Genomic DNA, 16,958 nt, shown 5'->3' on the forward strand with positions numbered 1-16,958 from the left:
AAATAGCTGTGTTTAAATGAGGCTACAGTATAAAACTTGAATTTAAACACAGTTATTTGTTTCATAACCTTATTAATGAATTGTGAAAAATGAATAATATTTTTGTGTAACATATGCAATCTTCTTTCTTAGTTTTATAGGGAATTGGAAGAAGATTCATGGTAGGAAATTCATTCAGTAAATAAAAGGTATGATGAATAGCTTATATGATTTAGTTTAAGTCCAAGTGGTGCTATATTTTAAATCTAATGAATCGAAAGAGGTGGATATAGTAAAATATGATTTTATTTTCTTATTAAGATAGTAGTTCTAATTTGAATCAAAAAAGTAAGGGATGAAATCGCTAATAAGGAAATATAAAAACTAATAGAGTTCATACCTATTCGAAAAAGATTGAATATGTATGGAAACGTTTCCTATATTTGTCTATTATAAAGAAATAAACAGTATTAAATCTATATAAAAAAATATAATTAGTTACTAATATATTAGGAGGAGTTAAAGTGAAAAAGACTTTACTTACAGGGCTATTGGTTACGGCAGTATCTACAAGTTGCTTAACACCTATAAGTGCTTTCGCAGAAAGTAATCAATCAGAATTTAAACAAACAAGTGTTCAAAATATTACGGCTAGAAATACATTGTCAAATTCGATAAGAACTTTAGGGGCAAACACTCCTTTAATACAAGCTTACGGATTAGTTATTTTACAACAGCCAGATATTAAAGTAAGTGCTATGAGTAGTTTGACAGATTTTCAAAAGATCGCAAAAACGAATGTCCGTGAATGGGTAGATGAGTATAATCCGAAGTTAATGGATCTAAATCAAGAAATGATGAGATATAGTACAAGATTTAATAGCTATTATAGTAAATTATATGATTTAGCTGGAAAAGTGAATGAAGATGAACAAGCAAAAAATGATTTTGTAAGCGCTTTCGGTAGGCTCCATAGTCAATCACAAACAATTCAAGATGACATGGAACAAACTTTACTTGAGTTAAATCGCTTTAAAGCTTTATTGGATAAAGATAATGCAAGTCTATCTCAAAAGGCTGACACAGCAATTCAATCATTAAAGGGCTCAAATGGAGATATTGTACAAATAAGAGCGGATATTAAAAGAATTCAAGAAGAGATTCAAGTGGAACTTACAAAGATTTTAAATCGACCAAATGAAATTATTAAAGGCTCAATTAATATTGGGAAACAAGTTTTTACAATTACGAATCAAACAGCTCAGACAAAAACAGTAGATTTTGTATCGATTGGATCTCTTAGCGATGAAATCGTAAATGCTGCAGATAGTCAAACAAGAGAAGCTGCGAATAGAATCCAGCAGAAGCAAAAAGAATTACTACCACTTATTCAAAAGTTATCACAATCTGAAATTCAAGTAACTGAAATTACATTTATTGAAGATCAGGTAAAAAGTTTTACGGAGCTAATTAATAGACAAATTACAACTTTGGAGTATTTGGTGAATGATTGGAAGTCAGTGAATGAAACTATGCTTCAAATGAAAGAGAATCTTGCAACAGGTGTTTCTATTGATAGTAGTACACTCCAAAAACAATTTAGTCAACTTAAAAGATTAAATGATGAGATGGCTAAACAAACGAAGCAATTTGAAGATTACGTGACAAATGTAATGGTACATTAAATTTCTTGCAGACAATACATCACAATAATTAATGATATAGGGAGAGAAGAAAAATGACAAAAAAACCTTATAAAGTAATGGCTCTATCGGCAATCATGGCAGTAGTTGCAGCAGGTAATATCCTACCAGCACATACTTATGCAGCGGAAAGCACAACAAAACCAATTCCGATTCATGCTAGTGTATCAGATGCATCGGACAAGTACTCTGAATATTCATTAGGGCCAGACGGTCTAAGAGATGCGATGGCAAGAACAGGTTCAAATGCTTTAGTAATGGACCTATATGCTTTAACAATTATCAAACAAGCTAATGTTAATTTTAATGGTATAACGACAGTTGATGATTCTTTAAAAACAAAAGTTGTTCATCATCAAGATGTTGCTAGAGGAAATGCAAATCATTGGTTGGATACAATTAAACCGCAATTGATTTCCACGAACCAAAATATTATTAATTATAATACGAAATTCCAAAACTATTATGATACGTTAGTAACAGCGGTAGATAATAAAGACAAAGCAACACTAACAAAAGGACTTACAAGATTATCTGCTAGTATTACAGAGAACAAAGAAAAAGTAGATAAGTTAGTGGCAGACCTAAAACAATTTCGAAATAAAATGACAACAGATACGCAAAACTTTAAAGGTGATGCAAATCAATTAACGTCTATTTTAGCAAGTCAAGATGCTGGAATTCCACTTATGCAAAACCAAATCACAACGTATAATGAGGCGATTGGTAAATATAACGCAATTATTATTGGATCGTCAGTTGCAACAGCTTTAGGACCAATTGCGATTATAGGTGGTGCAGTTGTAATTGCTACTGGTGCAGGGACTCCATTAGGAATTGGACTTATTGCAGGTGGAGCAGCAGCGATAGGAGGGGGAACTGCTGGAATTGTTTTAGCGAAGAAAGAACTTGATAATGCACAGGCAGAAATCCAAAAGATAACAGGACAAATTTCGCAAGCTCAATTACAGGTAGCTGGCTTAACAAATATTAAAACTCAAACTGAATATTTAACAAATACAATCGATGTAGCCATTACTGCACTGCAAAATATTTCAAATCAATGGTATACAATGGGATCAAAATATAACTCTTTACTTCAAAACGTTGAATCTATTAGCCCTAACGATCTTGTTTTCATCAAAGAGGATCTAAATATTGCTAAAGATAGCTGGAAAAATATTAAAGATTATGCTGAAAAGATTTATGCTGAGGATATTAAAGTAGTGGATACAAAAGCGTAATAAATCACTAATGCTTTATATGGAGATACTTGATAATTTTTTCGGACATATAAAGTATGGGATGCAGGTCTCCTGTTCAATTTTGAGCAGGAGATTTTTAATCTCATTATTCGTGAACAGAGAGACACAGAGAATGATTGAGATAAAGGGAATCTCAGCTGATAGAAGTTGTACTTTATACAAAGTAGGTGGAGATATGAATAAGAGGCTTTATAAGAAAATCATGTTGTCAATGATGGTTCTCGGGGTTACGACAAGTAATATTGTACCACTGCATCCTCTTGCAGCAGAACAAAAGGGGCAAATACATTCATTGCAAGAAAGTAATAAAAACTATTCTCTTGGTCCTGCAGGATTCCAGGATGTAATGGCACAAACAACATCTAGTGTATTTGCAATAGATGCATATGCGAAAACAATTCGTGATCAACAAGAAACAGATTTGAGTAAAATAAGTGCAGTAAATAGTAGTTTACGAGAAAATATGATCAAGCACCAAAAAGAGGCCAAGTTGAATGCGACATACTGGTTAGATGAAATGAAACCTCAAATTTTGAAGACGGATCAAAATATTGTGGAATTTAATGATACATTCCAAGCATATTACAACAATTTATTAGCAGCTATGGACCAAAAAGACAGCGGGAAATTGAAATCTGATTTGGAAAAATTGTACAATGTCATTTTGAACAACCAGAGTGAAGTGGATAAGCTGTTAGGAAATCTAAAAACGTTTCGAAATAGAATGGCAGAAGATACAAAAAGCTTTAAAGATGATGCAAATCAATTAACCTCAATTTTAGCAAGTACGAATGCTGGAATTCCGCTGTTGCAACAGCAAATCAATACTTACAATGATTCAATTAAAAAAAGTAATGATATGGTTATTGCGGGAGCAGCACTTTGTGTGGCGTTAATCACTTGTCTCGCTGGTGGGCCGATGATTGCTGTCGCTAAGAAAGATATTGCAAATGCAGAACGAGAAATCGAAAACTTAAAGGCTAGAATTTCTGGGGCACAGGCGGAAGTAGCTATTTTGACTGATGTTAAAAATAAGACAATCAATATGACGGAAACAATTGATGCAGCCATTACTTCTCTTCAAAATATTTCGAATCAGTGGTATACAATTGGTGCTAAGTATAATAATTTGTTACAAAATGTAAAAGGTATCAGTCCTGAGGAGTTTACTTTTATCAAAGAAGATCTGAATACAGCTAGAGATAGTTGGCAGGATGTCAAAAATTATACAGAAAAATTACATGAAGGTGTAGTAGAATAAAGTAAGACTCTAATCAGTGGGGGGCCTCCGCTGATTTTTTTGTTTTGGTTGAAGTTTGAAACGAGGATAAATAGAGGTTTAAGGAACTTCATATGTGTTAATTCAAGGGACAGAAAAAAGAAACTTATTGATAGAAATTTTTTTCGCCCAATAAATAAATTTGATTGAAGTTACTCTGAAAATGTTGGCTATCAATTTAGATGGTCGAATTTCCTAGAATAAAGCGGTATAATGCTTGTAAATGATAGAAAAATGTAGGAAAGGATATATAAATAGCTACTATGGATAAAGATAAACAACAATTAAGTGTTGAAGTTGCAAGATTATACTACCAATCTGATTATAGTCAACAAGAAATTGCTAATAAACTGAATATTTCCAGACCGACCATCTCAAGGCTTTTAAAATATGCGAAAGAAAAAGGATTTGTTCAAATTAACATAGCAGATCCATTTGCTGATTTAGATAATGTAGGAAATCTACTTAGAGAAAAATATAATTTATTAGAAGCGCACGTCGTATTTTCTCCGGTACCAGAGTATGCGACTATTACGGAATATATTAGTAAATATGCTGCTGAGTATATGGAGGAGACTGTTACAAATGGTGATATCGTTGGTGTGAGCTGGGGAACCACTATGTATGAAATCGCAAGAAAAATTGTGCCGCAACATGTAAAAGGGGTAGAGGTTGTTCAATTAAAAGGGGGTATTAGTCACTCAAGTGTTAATACCTATGCGAATGAAACAATCGCTTTATTTGCAGATGCATTTCAAACGACACCACGAAATCTACCGCTTCCAGTTATATTTGATAACGCAGTTACAAAGGAATTAGTGGAACAGGATAGACATATTCACCATATTATTGAAATGGGAAAACAAGCAAATATTGCAATTTTTACGGTTGGAACTGTTAGAGACGAAGCTCTATTATTTCGATTAGGCTATTTAGATAAAGAAGAGATGAGTTTATTGAAAGAACAAGCTGTTGGTGATATTTGTTCACGTTTCTTTGATGGAGCTGGTAATATTTGCAGTGAGGAAATTAATCAGCGTACAATTGGTATTGATTTAGAGGAGTTGCGCTTAAAAAAACGCTCTGTTCTTGTTGCTGGAGGTTCTAGAAAAGTAAAAGCAATAGATGGTGCGTTAAGCGGAGGATATGCAAATGTGCTGATTATAGATCAGCATACCGCGAAAGAGCTTTTAAATTATTAAAAAGGTTAAAAAAGAAGGTTTCTCAAAAGTATAAATTTGAGAAACCTTCTTTTAGTATGTGGCTGTGCAATATATGAGTTTTTCAGTGAAAAATTCATGATGAAATAATGGTTTGTATAAGAGATTTGTGAAAGGAATTTTTTAATCCCGTAAAAGTCGGATTGGTGAGGGCTGATTAAAGTTTCACTTTATCAATGAATAAATACTGTGTTTTATGAGGGAGCTGTTAATAGGGTATCCCCTTTTTTGTGTCAATTTTAAAAACTTAGTTCGCTATCTCAAAGAAATATTGAACATAATTTCAAAAGTATGTTTACATTTGTTCAGAGTGGAGTTAGAATGAAGTTGTTAAAAGATATGAGGAGTGAAGAAAATGAACATTGCAAAGTTAATTGATCATACAGTTTTGAAACCGGATACTAAAAAAGAAGACGTTATGAAAGTTTTAGAAGAAGCAAAAAAATACAATTTCGCTTCTGTTTGTATTAATCCTACATGGGTGAAATTAGCAGCCGAAGAATTAGCAGGACATGATGTAGATGTTTGTACAGTTATTGGTTTCCCTTTAGGTGCGAATACAACTGAAACAAAAGTATTTGAAACAAAAGATGTAATTGCAAAAGGTGCAACTGAAGTTGACATGGTAATCAACGTTGGCGCTTTAAAAGATGGCGATAATGAATTCGTTGAAAAAGATATTTACGAAGTTGTACAAGCTGCAAAAGGAAAAGCACTTGTAAAAGTTATTATTGAAACATGCTTATTAACAGATGAAGAAAAAGTACGTGCTTGTGAATTATCTGTAAAAGCTGGAGCTGACTTTGTAAAAACTTCAACTGGATTCTCAACTGGTGGAGCGACTGCTGAAGATATCGCATTAATGCGTAAAACTGTTGGAGAAAATGTTGGTGTGAAAGCATCTGGTGGTGTTCGTACAAGAGAAGATGCAGAGAAAATGATTGAAGCGGGAGCTTCTAGAATCGGAGCAAGCGCTAGTGTTGCAATCGTATTAGATGACAAAAATGGTGCTTCAGATAACTACTAATTCATAAAACGTTGTAAGTAATAGATACACAAACTGCAAGGAGCATGGTGTATCTATTACTTTAACACTTGATAAATATGTAAGCGGATACGGAAAAGGAGGGTGAATTTTATGAAATATGTAATCGGTATCATAGGCTTGATCATTGTGTTAGGCATTGCATGGCTTGCTAGTAATAATAGAAGAAAAGTGAAATATCGCCCTATTATAACGATGATTGTGCTTCAGTTTATTTTAGGTTTCTTACTATTAAATACAAGCATCGGGAACGTGTTAATTGCTGGGATTGCAGATGGTTTTGGACAATTGTTAAAGTATGCTGGTGATGGTGTTAATTTTGTATTTGGTGGTTTAGCAAATCAAAAAGAATTTTCATTCTTTTTAGGGGTATTAATGCCAATTGTTTTCATATCAGCTTTAATTGGTATCCTGCAACACATTAAGGTATTGCCATTTATTGTGAAATACATTGGTTTAGCTTTAAGTAAAATAAATGGAATGGGGAAACTTGAATCGTATAACGCTGTAGCTTCAGCCATTTTAGGACAATCAGAAGTTTTTATTTCAGTTAAGAAGCAGCTAGGTCTACTATCAGAAAGAAGATTATATACATTGTGTGCATCTGCAATGTCAACAGTTTCTATGTCGATTGTTGGATCATACATGGTTTTATTAAAACCGCAGTATGTTGTAACCGCTTTAGTACTTAACTTGTTTGGTGGATTTATTATTGCTTCTATCATTAACCCTTACGAGGTTACTGAAGAAGAAGATATGTTAGAAGTACAAGAGGAAGAGAAAAAGACCTTTTTCGAAGTATTAGGGGAGTATATAATTGATGGCTTTAAAGTTGCTATTACAGTAGCGGCTATGTTAATTGGATTTGTTGCTTTAATTGCTTTCATTAATGCAATTTTTAAAGGGATAATTGGTATCTCATTCCAAGAAATCCTTGGCTATGTATTTGCGCCATTTGCTTTTATTATAGGTGTCCCTTGGCATGAAGCTGTTAACGCAGGTAACATCATGGCAACGAAACTTGTATCAAATGAATTTGTAGCTATGACAAATTTAGCACAAGGGAACTTTAATTTTTCAGGCAGAACAACAGCAATTATATCAGTGTTCCTTGTTTCATTCGCAAACTTCTCTTCAATCGGAATTATCGCCGGTGCTGTTAAAAGTTTGAATGAAAAACAAGGGAATGTAGTAGCAAGATTTGGTTTGAAATTACTCTTTGGTGCAACTTTAGTAAGCTTTTTATCAGCAACAATAGTTGGTTTAATATATTAAGAATTTAAGAGCTAGACGAATAAAAAATAAAAAGGATTGGTGATTCAGATGAGAATGGTAGATATTATCGCGAAAAAACGTGATGGTAAAGAATTAACAACAGAGGAGATTCAATTCTTTATCAAAGGGTATACAGATGGATCAATACCTGATTACCAAGTAAGTGCACTGGCAATGGCTATCTTTTTCAAAGACATGTCTGACCGTGAACGTGCCGATTTAACGATGGCTATGGTGCATTCTGGAGAAACAATTGATTTATCTGAGATTGAAGGAGTTAAAGTAGATAAACATTCAACTGGTGGTGTTGGTGATACAACAACATTAGTGTTAGGACCATTAGTAGCTGCTTTAGATGTACCAGTTGCAAAAATGTCTGGTCGAGGTTTAGGTCATACGGGTGGTACAATTGATAAATTAGAAGCAGTAGAAGGCTTCCATGTTGAAATTACGAAAGAGCAATTCATCGAATTAGTGAACCGTGACAAGGTTGCAATTATTGGACAAACAGGAAATTTAACGCCTGCCGATAAAAAAATATATGCACTACGTGATGTTACTGGAACAGTGAATTCAATTCCGTTAATCGCAAGTTCGATTATGAGTAAAAAGATTGCGGCTGGTGCTGATGCGATTGTTCTTGATGTTAAGACAGGTGCTGGTGCATTCATGAAAACAGAAGAGGATGCGAAAGAATTAGCACACGCAATGGTACGAATCGGAAATAATGTTGGACGTCAAACAATGGCTGTTATTTCAGACATGTCACAACCTCTTGGTTTTGCAATTGGTAATGCTCTTGAAGTACAAGAAGCGATTGATACATTAAAAGGGGATGGTCCAGAAGATTTAACGGAATTAGTACTTGTATTAGGTAGTCAAATGGTTGTACTTGGGAAAAAAGCGAATACGTTAGAAGAAGCACGTGAAATGCTAAAAGAAGTTATGAAAAATGGAAAAGCAATTGAGAAGTTCAAGGAGTTCTTGAGTAATCAAGGTGGAGATAGCTCAATTGTAGATCATCCAGAAAAGTTACCACAAGCTAAATATGTAATTGATGTACCTGCTAAAACTTCAGGTGTAGTCTCTAACATTGTGGCAGATGAAATAGGTATTGCTGCCATGCTTCTAGGGGCAGGTCGTGCAACAAAAGAAGATGAAATTGATTTAGCTGTTGGCTTAATGCTACGTAAAAAAGTTGGTGAAGCTGTAAAAGAAGGGGAACCACTTGTTACGATTTACGCGAATCGTGAAAACGTGGAAGATGTAAAGGCTAAAATTTATGAAAACATTTCTGTATCAGAAAAGGCTGAAACTCCTAACTTAATTCATACAATTATAACTGATTAATGGTTCATAGGATTAATTTACTCTGAGGAGGAAATAACATGGATAAAAAAAGATACATTGAAGAAGCAACGAAGATGTTAGAAAAAGCTTATATTCCATATTCTAAATTTCCTGTTGGTGCAGCGTTGGTTACGAAAGAAGGTAAGATCTATACAGGTTGTAATATAGAAAATGCTTCTTATGGTCTATGTAATTGTGCTGAAAGAACGGCTATATTTAAAGCAGTATCAGAAGGGGAACGTGATTTTAGTTATTTAGTAATTACAGGTAAAACAGATGGGCCTATTTCACCATGCGGAGCTTGTAGACAAGTCATTGCAGAGTTTTGCGATCCTAAAATGCCAGTGTTATTAACAAATCTAAAAGGCGATGAAAAAGAAGTAACGGTTGAACAATTGTTACCGGGTGCATTTTCGATTGAGGATTTAATCTAATTTCAAATGAATATAAGAAAGAAGCTGTCCTAAAATTTATATGTTGGGAGAGCTTCTTTTTTTGTGTGAAGAATATGTTTTTATTTATATAACCATTGAAATTCTGTTCATGAAAGCCATTTTTCTATTTGAATGGGAATTTGCTGGGGATGGATCGACCGTTTTGCAGGATTACTCTTTCTGTCTGCTTCTTATCTATTTCAAACTCGTAAACTGTCCACAAGGTTAGGTGAAGTTCTCTCTAATGGTATTGTGCATCTATAAAGAGTTCCGTACTAAATGAGGGTGGCTACGAATAAGGTTGGTAGAAGAGTAGAAGGAAGGGAGGGCTAAAATGAAACCGTATCACATTATTGGAAAAAGTATTAAACGAAAAGAAGGTGCGGATAAAGTAACGGGTAGAGCAAAATATGTGGATGACGAGATTGAGATAGGTACTTTATACGCAAAACTCTTAACAAGTGTGTATGCGCATGCTTTTATTGAAAGTATTGATATAAGGAGAGCTGAGGAAATCCCTGGTGTTCATGCTGTAATAACAGGCGCAGATTATCCTATTCTGGTCGGTTCCAGTATTGTAGATCGTCCCCCGTTAGCCTACGAAAAAGTTCGGTATTTTGGTGAGCCTATTGCACTTGTCGTAGCGGATAGCGAAGCGATTGCTAAACACGCAACAGCACAAATACGTGTTACATATAAGAAACTGCCTGTAGTTCACGCCCCGCTGCAAGCCTATTTAGAAAGGGATATACTCGTACATGAAAATATAGAACAATATGAATTGGAAGAAGAAGTATATCCAGAAGCGCATACAAACATTGCAAATAGAACGAAAATTCGTAAGGGAGATATTCGAGAAGGGTTTGTAAATAGTGAAGTTGTTGTAGAGGAAACGTTTTCTTTTCGGCAATCTGATCATACTGCAATGGAGACTCGATGTGCGAAAGTAGAAATTAAGCCAAATGGAGAGGTTATTATTCATTCTACTTCGCAAGCCCCTTTTGAAATTAAAAGATTGCTTAGTAAGATGTTTCAAATTGATGAGGAAAAAATAATTGTACATGTGCCTTTAGTTGGAGGGGCGTATGGTGGAAAAACAACGGTACAACTTGAGTATTTAGTGTATCTTGCTTCTAAAGCAGTGGGTGGGAGGCGTGTTACCCTGCGGAATAGTAGAGAAGAAGATTTTGTAACATCGCCTGTTCATATTGGTTTACAAGCAAAAGTAAAGCTTGGATGTACAAAGAATGGGAAATTGCAAGCTGCAGAGATTTTATATTTATTTGATGGCGGTGCGTATGCTGATCGGGCAGTGACCATGAGTAAAGCGGCCGGATTAGACTGTACAGGTCCATACTCAATTCAGCATGTATCGTGTGATTCGCTTTGTATGTACACGAATCATCCATATGCGACATCGTTTCGTGGATTTAGTCATGCCGAGTATACATTTGTAATTGAAAGAATGATAGATATATTGGCAAAGAAAGTAAATATATGTCCGCTTGAGTTTCGTATGAAAAATACAATTGAGCGAGGAGATACAACACCAACACAAGTATTAGTCACAAAAAGTAATACGGGGGATATTCGGGCGTGTTTACAAAAGTTAAAATCGCTTATTAGTTGGGAAGAAGGGAATCGTATTGTTTTACCAAATGGGAGGATACGGGCAAAAGGAATTAGTTGCTTTTGGAAAAATTCGACTACACCAAATAATGCTGGAGCGGGTGCGACTATAACCTTTAATGGTGATGGAAGTGTAAATGTCAATTGTGGTGCAGTGGAAATTGGACAAGGAACGAAAACAACTTTAACACAAATGGTTGCAGAAAAAATGAATATGAATGTTAAAGATGTATCTATTATGATGGAAGTCAATACACAAATAGCGCCAAAACATTGGAAAACAGCTGCCAGTCGAACGACACATCTCGTTGGAAATGCAGTTGTAAAAGCGACGGAAGATGTAATGAAGCAGTTACTAGATACGGCGGCTAATGTACTTGGAATACCAGCAGGTGAATTAACAATTGCAAATAAGACTGTATATGTAAAAACAAATCCAGATATTTACGTACCATTTGCAAAAATTGTTTTTGGATATGTTGATTCGAGTGGGAATGTAGCAGGGGCGCAAATAATCGGAAGAGGTACATATATCTTTGAAGGAATAACAAAGATTGACTATGAAACAGGAAAAGGGCAACAAGGACCAGAGTGGGGAGTGGGAGCACAGGCAATAGAGGTTGAATTTGATCCACAATTATATACGTATAAATTAATTAAAGCAGTAACGGTTGCAGATGCTGGAAGGATTTTAAATAGAAAAGGAGCAGAAACACAAATTATAGGGGCTATGAGTATGGGATTAAGTTTTGCGACGAGAGAAACATTTCACTATGACTTGTATGGGAGAGTTCTTAATAATCAGTTTCGTTCTTATAAAGTGATGCATTATGGGCAACACCCAAAATACATTGCTGAATTTGTAGAAGTACCGCATGATCAAGCTGCATTTGGGTCTAGAGGGCTTGGTGAGCATGGAATTATCGGTATGCCAGCTGCTTTAGCGAATGCGTTATCTATTGCGGCTAGTATTTCACTTCGTCAATTACCTATTAATCCTGAATTGATTTGGAAAGTAAAACAAGCGGAGGAGAATGGTGTATATGATACCATTTGACTTTGAATATTATCGTCCGAATTGTATCGAAGAAGCAATCCGATTATTTCATCAGCTGGATAAAGAGGGAAAAAAGCCTATTTATTATGGAGGAGGCACTGAAATTATTACAATGGGGCGTTTGCAACAAATAATTGCGAAAGCGGTCATTGATTTGAAAGATATTCCCGAATGTAATATTTGTGCATGGAATGACCAAAATCTTATTCTTGGAGCTACATTAACATTAACACAAGTTCAAGAGAAAAAAGTATTCCCTCTTCTTGGAGAGACTGCCGGAAGGGCTGCAGATCACACAGCAAGAAATAAAATTACGCTTGGTGGCAACATTGCAGGGAAAATTATATATAGGGAAGCAGTACTCCCTTTTTTACTAGCTGATAGCACATTTGTTATTGCAGGAAAAGAAGGTATAAAGTATATCAAGGCACAGCAAGCGTTTATTGAGAAGTTACAATTGCAAAAAGGTGAGTTTCTTATACAAATTATCACCAATCAAAAATATATAGAATCTCCTTATTACAGTGTAAAAAAAAGGCAATTAGAGAAAATTGATTACCCACTTGTAACAGTTGCTGCGTTAAAAAGTGATGAAGACATTCGAATTGCATTTAGTGGATTGTGTGCCTTTCCATTTCGGTCGCTCGCAATAGAGGCAGTGTTAAACGATTGGGATATTCCAGTAAGGAAGAGAATTGAGCGCGCCCTTCTTCATATTCCCGCACTTATATTAGATGATATACGAGGTTCGCGTGCTTATCGTATGTTTATTTTGCAACATGTGCTTTATGATGTGCTGATGAAGCTTGAAGGGGTGAAATAATGGGAATTGGGCAATTTATTCTTCATGTGAATGGGGAAGATAGTGAAGTGATTGTCAGAATGGCAGATACGCTATTATATACATTACGACATAACCTCGGTCTAACTGGAGCTAAGCCGGGATGTGAAAACGGTGATTGTGGTGCTTGTACAGTTCTTGTTGAGGGGCTACCAATTAAGTCTTGTATTATGTTAGCAGTGGAAGCGATTGGTAAGCGGATTACAACGATTGAAGGCTTATGGGAAACGCCTATTCAGCGAGCTTTTGAAGACAAATGGGCTTTTCAATGTGGGTATTGTACGCCTGGGTTTATTATAAATTGTCATGCGCTCGTTACACAAAAAATGGATGTGGATGATTCAGTTATTGAAGAATGGTTAAGTTCTAATATTTGCCGGTGCACAAGTTATCAAGAGATTGAAGAAGCTGTGAAATCTGTCTTACAAAAACAACGGGAGCATCAATGATGACTTCTGTTCATACTGTACTAGAAGCACTACTATCTTGTGAACAACGATGTGCTTTAGCGACGATTATTCATGTAGAAGGATCTGCATATTGTAAAGAAGGAACAATCATGCTTTTTGGTGAAGATGGAACGAAAGTCGGAATGTTAAGTGCAGGTTGTTTAGAAGAAGAGGTTTCTGTTTATGCAGCTGAAGTAATAGAGAATCAAACTTGGTCTATCCATCAGTTTAATACAAAAGCAGAAGATGATTTATCTTGGGGAATGGGATGCAACGGCATCATTCGTATATTAGTTGAGCATATAGATGAGGAGTACAAAGCTTTTTTGCAAACACTATATGAATATCTTAAGAAGGGTATTTCAGTTCGAATGATAAAGAACCTTTCTTCATTACAGACTTTGTTTGTAAGTGAGAATGGTGACATGTTTGGGAATGAAGAAGCTTTATTTTCAACTCATTCCTTACATGGTTTATACGGTAAATGGTTTTATCAACACTTTGCACCAAAGCCACGACTCTTTATTTTTGGAGCGGGGGAGGATGCGAAACCTCTTGTTCGGTTTGCAAAAGAAGTAAACTTTTTTGTAACAGTTTGTGATTGGCGTGAATCGTTATGTAATTCTTTACATTTTCCGAGTGCAGATGTTTGTATGAATGGGTTTCCGAAAGAGATTGTACCACGACTTCTATTAAGAGAAGAAGATTTTGTTGTGATTATGACTCACCATTTTCAACGTGATCAGCAATTGGTTGAACTTTTATTGAAACAATGTGTTCGCTATATTGGTATTTTAGGTCCACGTCACCGCACTGCTCGTCTATTAGAAGGAAAGGCGATACCAAAAAATGTTCATTCTCCGGTAGGGCTTGCAATTAGTGGAAAAGGGCCAACTGAAATAGCGATTAGTATCATAGCTGAAATTGTTCAAGAATTAAGGGGGAAGTAAAATAAAGATTGCTGGTATATATTTAGCTGCTGGAAACAGTCGAAGGATGGGGCCAGGAATAAATAAATTATACTTACCATTACAGGGGAAACCACTTGGAAACATAGCGTTACAAGCGGCATTTTCTTCAAGGCTCTCTCATATTATTGTTGTTACAAATGACCCCACGTGGATATTAAAGAGGACGTGCCGTGAAAATGTGTATATTCTTTCTTGTCCAAACGCTGATAAGGGACAGTCATATTCTCTTCAGTGTGGTGTTAAAATGGCGAAAAAAATAAATGTAGATGCAGTGGTTGTTCTTTTGGCGGATCAACCATTCGTTACAGCTGAATTTATTAATAAGATAATGGATTGCTATGAGCAAAATAAAAACATTCATTTTGTAGCAGCGAGTTATAGAGGAGTAAAGCAACCTCCTGTTTTATTTACAAAGAAAGTGTTTCCGTTTTTTAAAGCGTTGAAAGGGGATGAAGGAGCACGTGCAATTTTTATGAAGCCTACGATAAATGGAATTTCATTGTTGTCTCAAAATGACAAAATATTTTTTGATATCGATACATGGGAAAAATATCAACAGGTGAAACAAAAATATGCGGATTGATATGGTGTTTGAATTACAATGTAGTAGACATAGAACTATGTCAAAAAGAGCCGGAATTTCTCAATATAGAAATTTGGCTCTTTTTACGTTGATATTATTTTGTAAAATTGGTCGTTTGAATCGATTTTGGATCTCAATTTGTAAGGTTCATACGATTTTGTGCATGCTGTAAAGCAAGTGGAGTAACGTTCTCCCCGTTAGGATCTACAATCGTTGTATTTAATAAAATGGAATCTAAACTTCCGCGAAATTCTGTCATATAGTGTTGTCTTAACATTTGTTGTTCCTGTTTTTCCGTTTTTTTTAGTCCGGAAGCTTTTTCTTTTTTTGCTAATTCATTAATGCGAAATAATATATTTTTCATTTTGTTCACCTCTTTCAACTATAAATTAGTAACTCACTAATTTATAATGATTTTGATATTTCTTTTTGATTATGTCAATAGTTGTAAATGAAAAAGACACTCCTTTTTTAAAAAAGGTGTCTAACTAGATTACATTAGGTTTATCCATCATTTTTATAAATGATTTCTATTAAAATAATTCATTTTATTTATTTACATTCTAAATATATAATAGCGATTAGGTGAGTGCACAGGAACAGCTATTTAATTGTCCTTCTTTTCGGAATGCTATTTGTGCATAAATCGTTCGATTTAATAAGTCGTTTAGATAGTTAATCAATGATTTTTTAGGGAATCGCTCAAGCGCGCAGAATAGAAAATATATGAGATTGTTACTAAAACCAACTAATTTCATGAGAATGATTATTTTTATTGGTGTCTCGGTGAACAATGGACTGCATTTCTGCGTAAGAGAAAACTATGTAACCTACATATTAACTTTTTCATTATTATGAAGATATGGTTATAACAAGAAAAACATCCGGAAATTATATTTTAGCTTTATATAAAACAAAAGAATGATCGTACAACAGGAGGAGTAAGTATGGAGCTGCGCCATTTGAAAACTTTTATTATTGTAGCGGAAAGCGGTGGCTTTACACGGGCTGGAGAACAACTTGGGTATACGCAATCGACAATTACTAATCATATTCGATCATTAGAAGAAGAGATTGGAAATCCATTATTTGATCGTCTTGGAAAAAAGGTGATTTTAACTGATGTAGGGGAGCATATGCTTTCTTATGCGCATAAAATATTGGAATTATCAAATGAAGCATTGGAATCATCTCAAATGAACGGGAAATTTTCAGGGACAATACGCATTGGAGCGAATGAGTCTTTAATGATTTATCGATTACCTGCTGTTTTATATGAATTTAAAAGGAAGTATCCGCAAGTACATATCATTTTACAACCATCAGAGAGTCAAGAATTGCACAATGAGCTAAAATCAGGAAAATTTGATTTCGCTTTATTTACACATCCGGAGCAACTGGGTACAGACATTGTTACTCATTCTCTTGTTCAAGAGAAGATTGTGCTTATTGCTCCGCCCAAACATCCACTAACAAAAAAGGTGAGCGTTAGTCCTGCTGATTTAGAAGGAGAAATGTTGTTGCTTACAGAGCCAGGGAGTTACCGAGATTTGTTAGAAAGACGGATTAAAGAAGATGGTATTAATTGTTCTCATATTCATTTTTGGAGTATTGAAGCGATTAAGCAAACCGTTATGTGTGGGCTAGGGATATCTTATTTACCGTTTATAACGGTAAAGGAAGAAATCGAGCAAGGTAAGCTAAGTGTACTACCATGGACGTATAGTGAAGATTTCGTTACAACTGAATTGGCATATCATAAAAGCAAATGGTTAACTCCTGCAATGAAGAAATTAATTGAAATGATAGAAAAGCATGCAGAGAAATGGAAAGAATTCGCTTGATTCTCTGATCTGAAAGTAGGCTGGAAACTATATA

The 16,958-nt window shown here is 35.0% G+C and carries 15 protein-coding genes; 14 read left to right on the top strand and 1 reads right to left on the bottom strand.

Features of this window, described 5'->3' with window-relative positions:
• The first annotated feature begins 503 nt into the window (after window positions 1–503).
• From nheA to C564_RS0111180, 13 genes are all read left to right on the top strand, one after another.
• Window positions 504–1,664 (top strand): non-hemolytic enterotoxin subunit A, encoded by a 1,161-nt coding sequence (gene nheA, locus C564_RS0111115; protein ID WP_018765384.1) that lies wholly within the window; start codon window positions 504–506, stop codon window positions 1,662–1,664.
• A 53-nt stretch (window positions 1,665–1,717) separates the two neighbouring features.
• Window positions 1,718–2,926 carry a non-hemolytic enterotoxin subunit B gene (nheB, locus tag C564_RS0111120; RefSeq protein WP_006094514.1) on the top strand — a complete coding sequence of 403 codons (1,209 nt, stop codon included), beginning with the start codon at window positions 1,718–1,720 and terminating at the stop codon, window positions 2,924–2,926.
• Between the two features lie 196 nt (window positions 2,927–3,122).
• Entirely contained in the window at window positions 3,123–4,208 is a 1,086-nt protein-coding gene (nheC, locus tag C564_RS0111125; RefSeq protein WP_026008533.1) for a non-hemolytic enterotoxin subunit C, read from the top strand.
• Window positions 4,209–4,489: 281 nt separating this feature from the next.
• A complete protein-coding gene (locus C564_RS0111130) occupies window positions 4,490–5,428 on the top strand; it encodes a sugar-binding transcriptional regulator (protein ID WP_018765386.1) in 939 nt (312 codons plus the stop codon).
• 373 nt (window positions 5,429–5,801) lie between these two features.
• Window positions 5,802–6,473: a deoxyribose-phosphate aldolase gene (gene deoC / locus C564_RS0111135; protein ID WP_018765387.1), complete on the top strand. Its 672-nt coding sequence runs from the start codon at window positions 5,802–5,804 to the stop codon at window positions 6,471–6,473.
• Between the two features lie 111 nt (window positions 6,474–6,584).
• The gene (locus C564_RS0111140; protein WP_018765388.1) at window positions 6,585–7,766 is read left to right on the top strand and encodes a NupC/NupG family nucleoside CNT transporter; all 1,182 of its coding nucleotides are present in this window, start codon (window positions 6,585–6,587) and stop codon (window positions 7,764–7,766) included.
• Between the two features lie 48 nt (window positions 7,767–7,814).
• Window positions 7,815–9,116 carry a pyrimidine-nucleoside phosphorylase gene (locus C564_RS0111145; protein ID WP_026008534.1) on the top strand — a complete coding sequence of 434 codons (1,302 nt, stop codon included), beginning with the start codon at window positions 7,815–7,817 and terminating at the stop codon, window positions 9,114–9,116.
• Window positions 9,117–9,154: 38 nt separating this feature from the next.
• Window positions 9,155–9,550 carry a cytidine deaminase gene (locus tag C564_RS0111150; protein WP_003206815.1) on the top strand — a complete coding sequence of 132 codons (396 nt, stop codon included), beginning with the start codon at window positions 9,155–9,157 and terminating at the stop codon, window positions 9,548–9,550.
• Window positions 9,551–9,884: 334 nt separating this feature from the next.
• The gene (locus tag C564_RS0111160) at window positions 9,885–12,236 is read left to right on the top strand and encodes a xanthine dehydrogenase family protein molybdopterin-binding subunit (protein ID WP_018765391.1); all 2,352 of its coding nucleotides are present in this window, start codon (window positions 9,885–9,887) and stop codon (window positions 12,234–12,236) included.
• On the top strand, window positions 12,223–13,059 hold the full coding sequence (locus C564_RS0111165) for an FAD binding domain-containing protein (RefSeq protein ID WP_018765392.1): 837 nt from the start codon (window positions 12,223–12,225) through the stop codon (window positions 13,057–13,059). Before C564_RS0111160 ends, C564_RS0111165 begins: the two co-directional genes overlap by 14 nt.
• Entirely contained in the window at window positions 13,059–13,526 is a 468-nt protein-coding gene (locus C564_RS0111170; protein ID WP_018765393.1) for a (2Fe-2S)-binding protein, read from the top strand. The genes C564_RS0111165 and C564_RS0111170 overlap by 1 nt, the downstream gene beginning before the upstream one ends.
• Window positions 13,526–14,476, top strand: coding sequence for an XdhC family protein (locus C564_RS0111175; protein ID WP_018765394.1), 951 nt, complete (start codon window positions 13,526–13,528; stop codon window positions 14,474–14,476). The genes C564_RS0111170 and C564_RS0111175 overlap by 1 nt, the downstream gene beginning before the upstream one ends.
• A gap of 1 nt (window position 14,477) precedes the next feature.
• Complete coding sequence (locus C564_RS0111180) at window positions 14,478–15,080, top strand: nucleotidyltransferase family protein (RefSeq protein ID WP_081621467.1); 603 nt, start codon at window positions 14,478–14,480, stop codon at window positions 15,078–15,080.
• A gap of 133 nt (window positions 15,081–15,213) precedes the next feature.
• On the opposite strand, the gene C564_RS0111185 is transcribed toward C564_RS0111180, so the two are convergent.
• Complete coding sequence (locus C564_RS0111185; protein ID WP_018765396.1) at window positions 15,214–15,444, bottom strand: DUF896 domain-containing protein; 231 nt, start codon at window positions 15,442–15,444, stop codon at window positions 15,214–15,216.
• Between the two features lie 583 nt (window positions 15,445–16,027).
• Between C564_RS0111185 and C564_RS0111190 the strand changes: the two genes are divergently transcribed.
• Window positions 16,028–16,924: a LysR family transcriptional regulator gene (locus C564_RS0111190; RefSeq protein WP_003196862.1), complete on the top strand. Its 897-nt coding sequence runs from the start codon at window positions 16,028–16,030 to the stop codon at window positions 16,922–16,924.
• Window positions 16,925–16,958 lie beyond the last annotated feature (34 nt).

This window comes from Bacillus sp. 105MF (assembly GCF_000374885.1).
GTDB classification, from domain to species: Bacteria; Bacillota; Bacilli; order Bacillales; family Bacillaceae_G; genus Bacillus_A; species Bacillus_A pseudomycoides.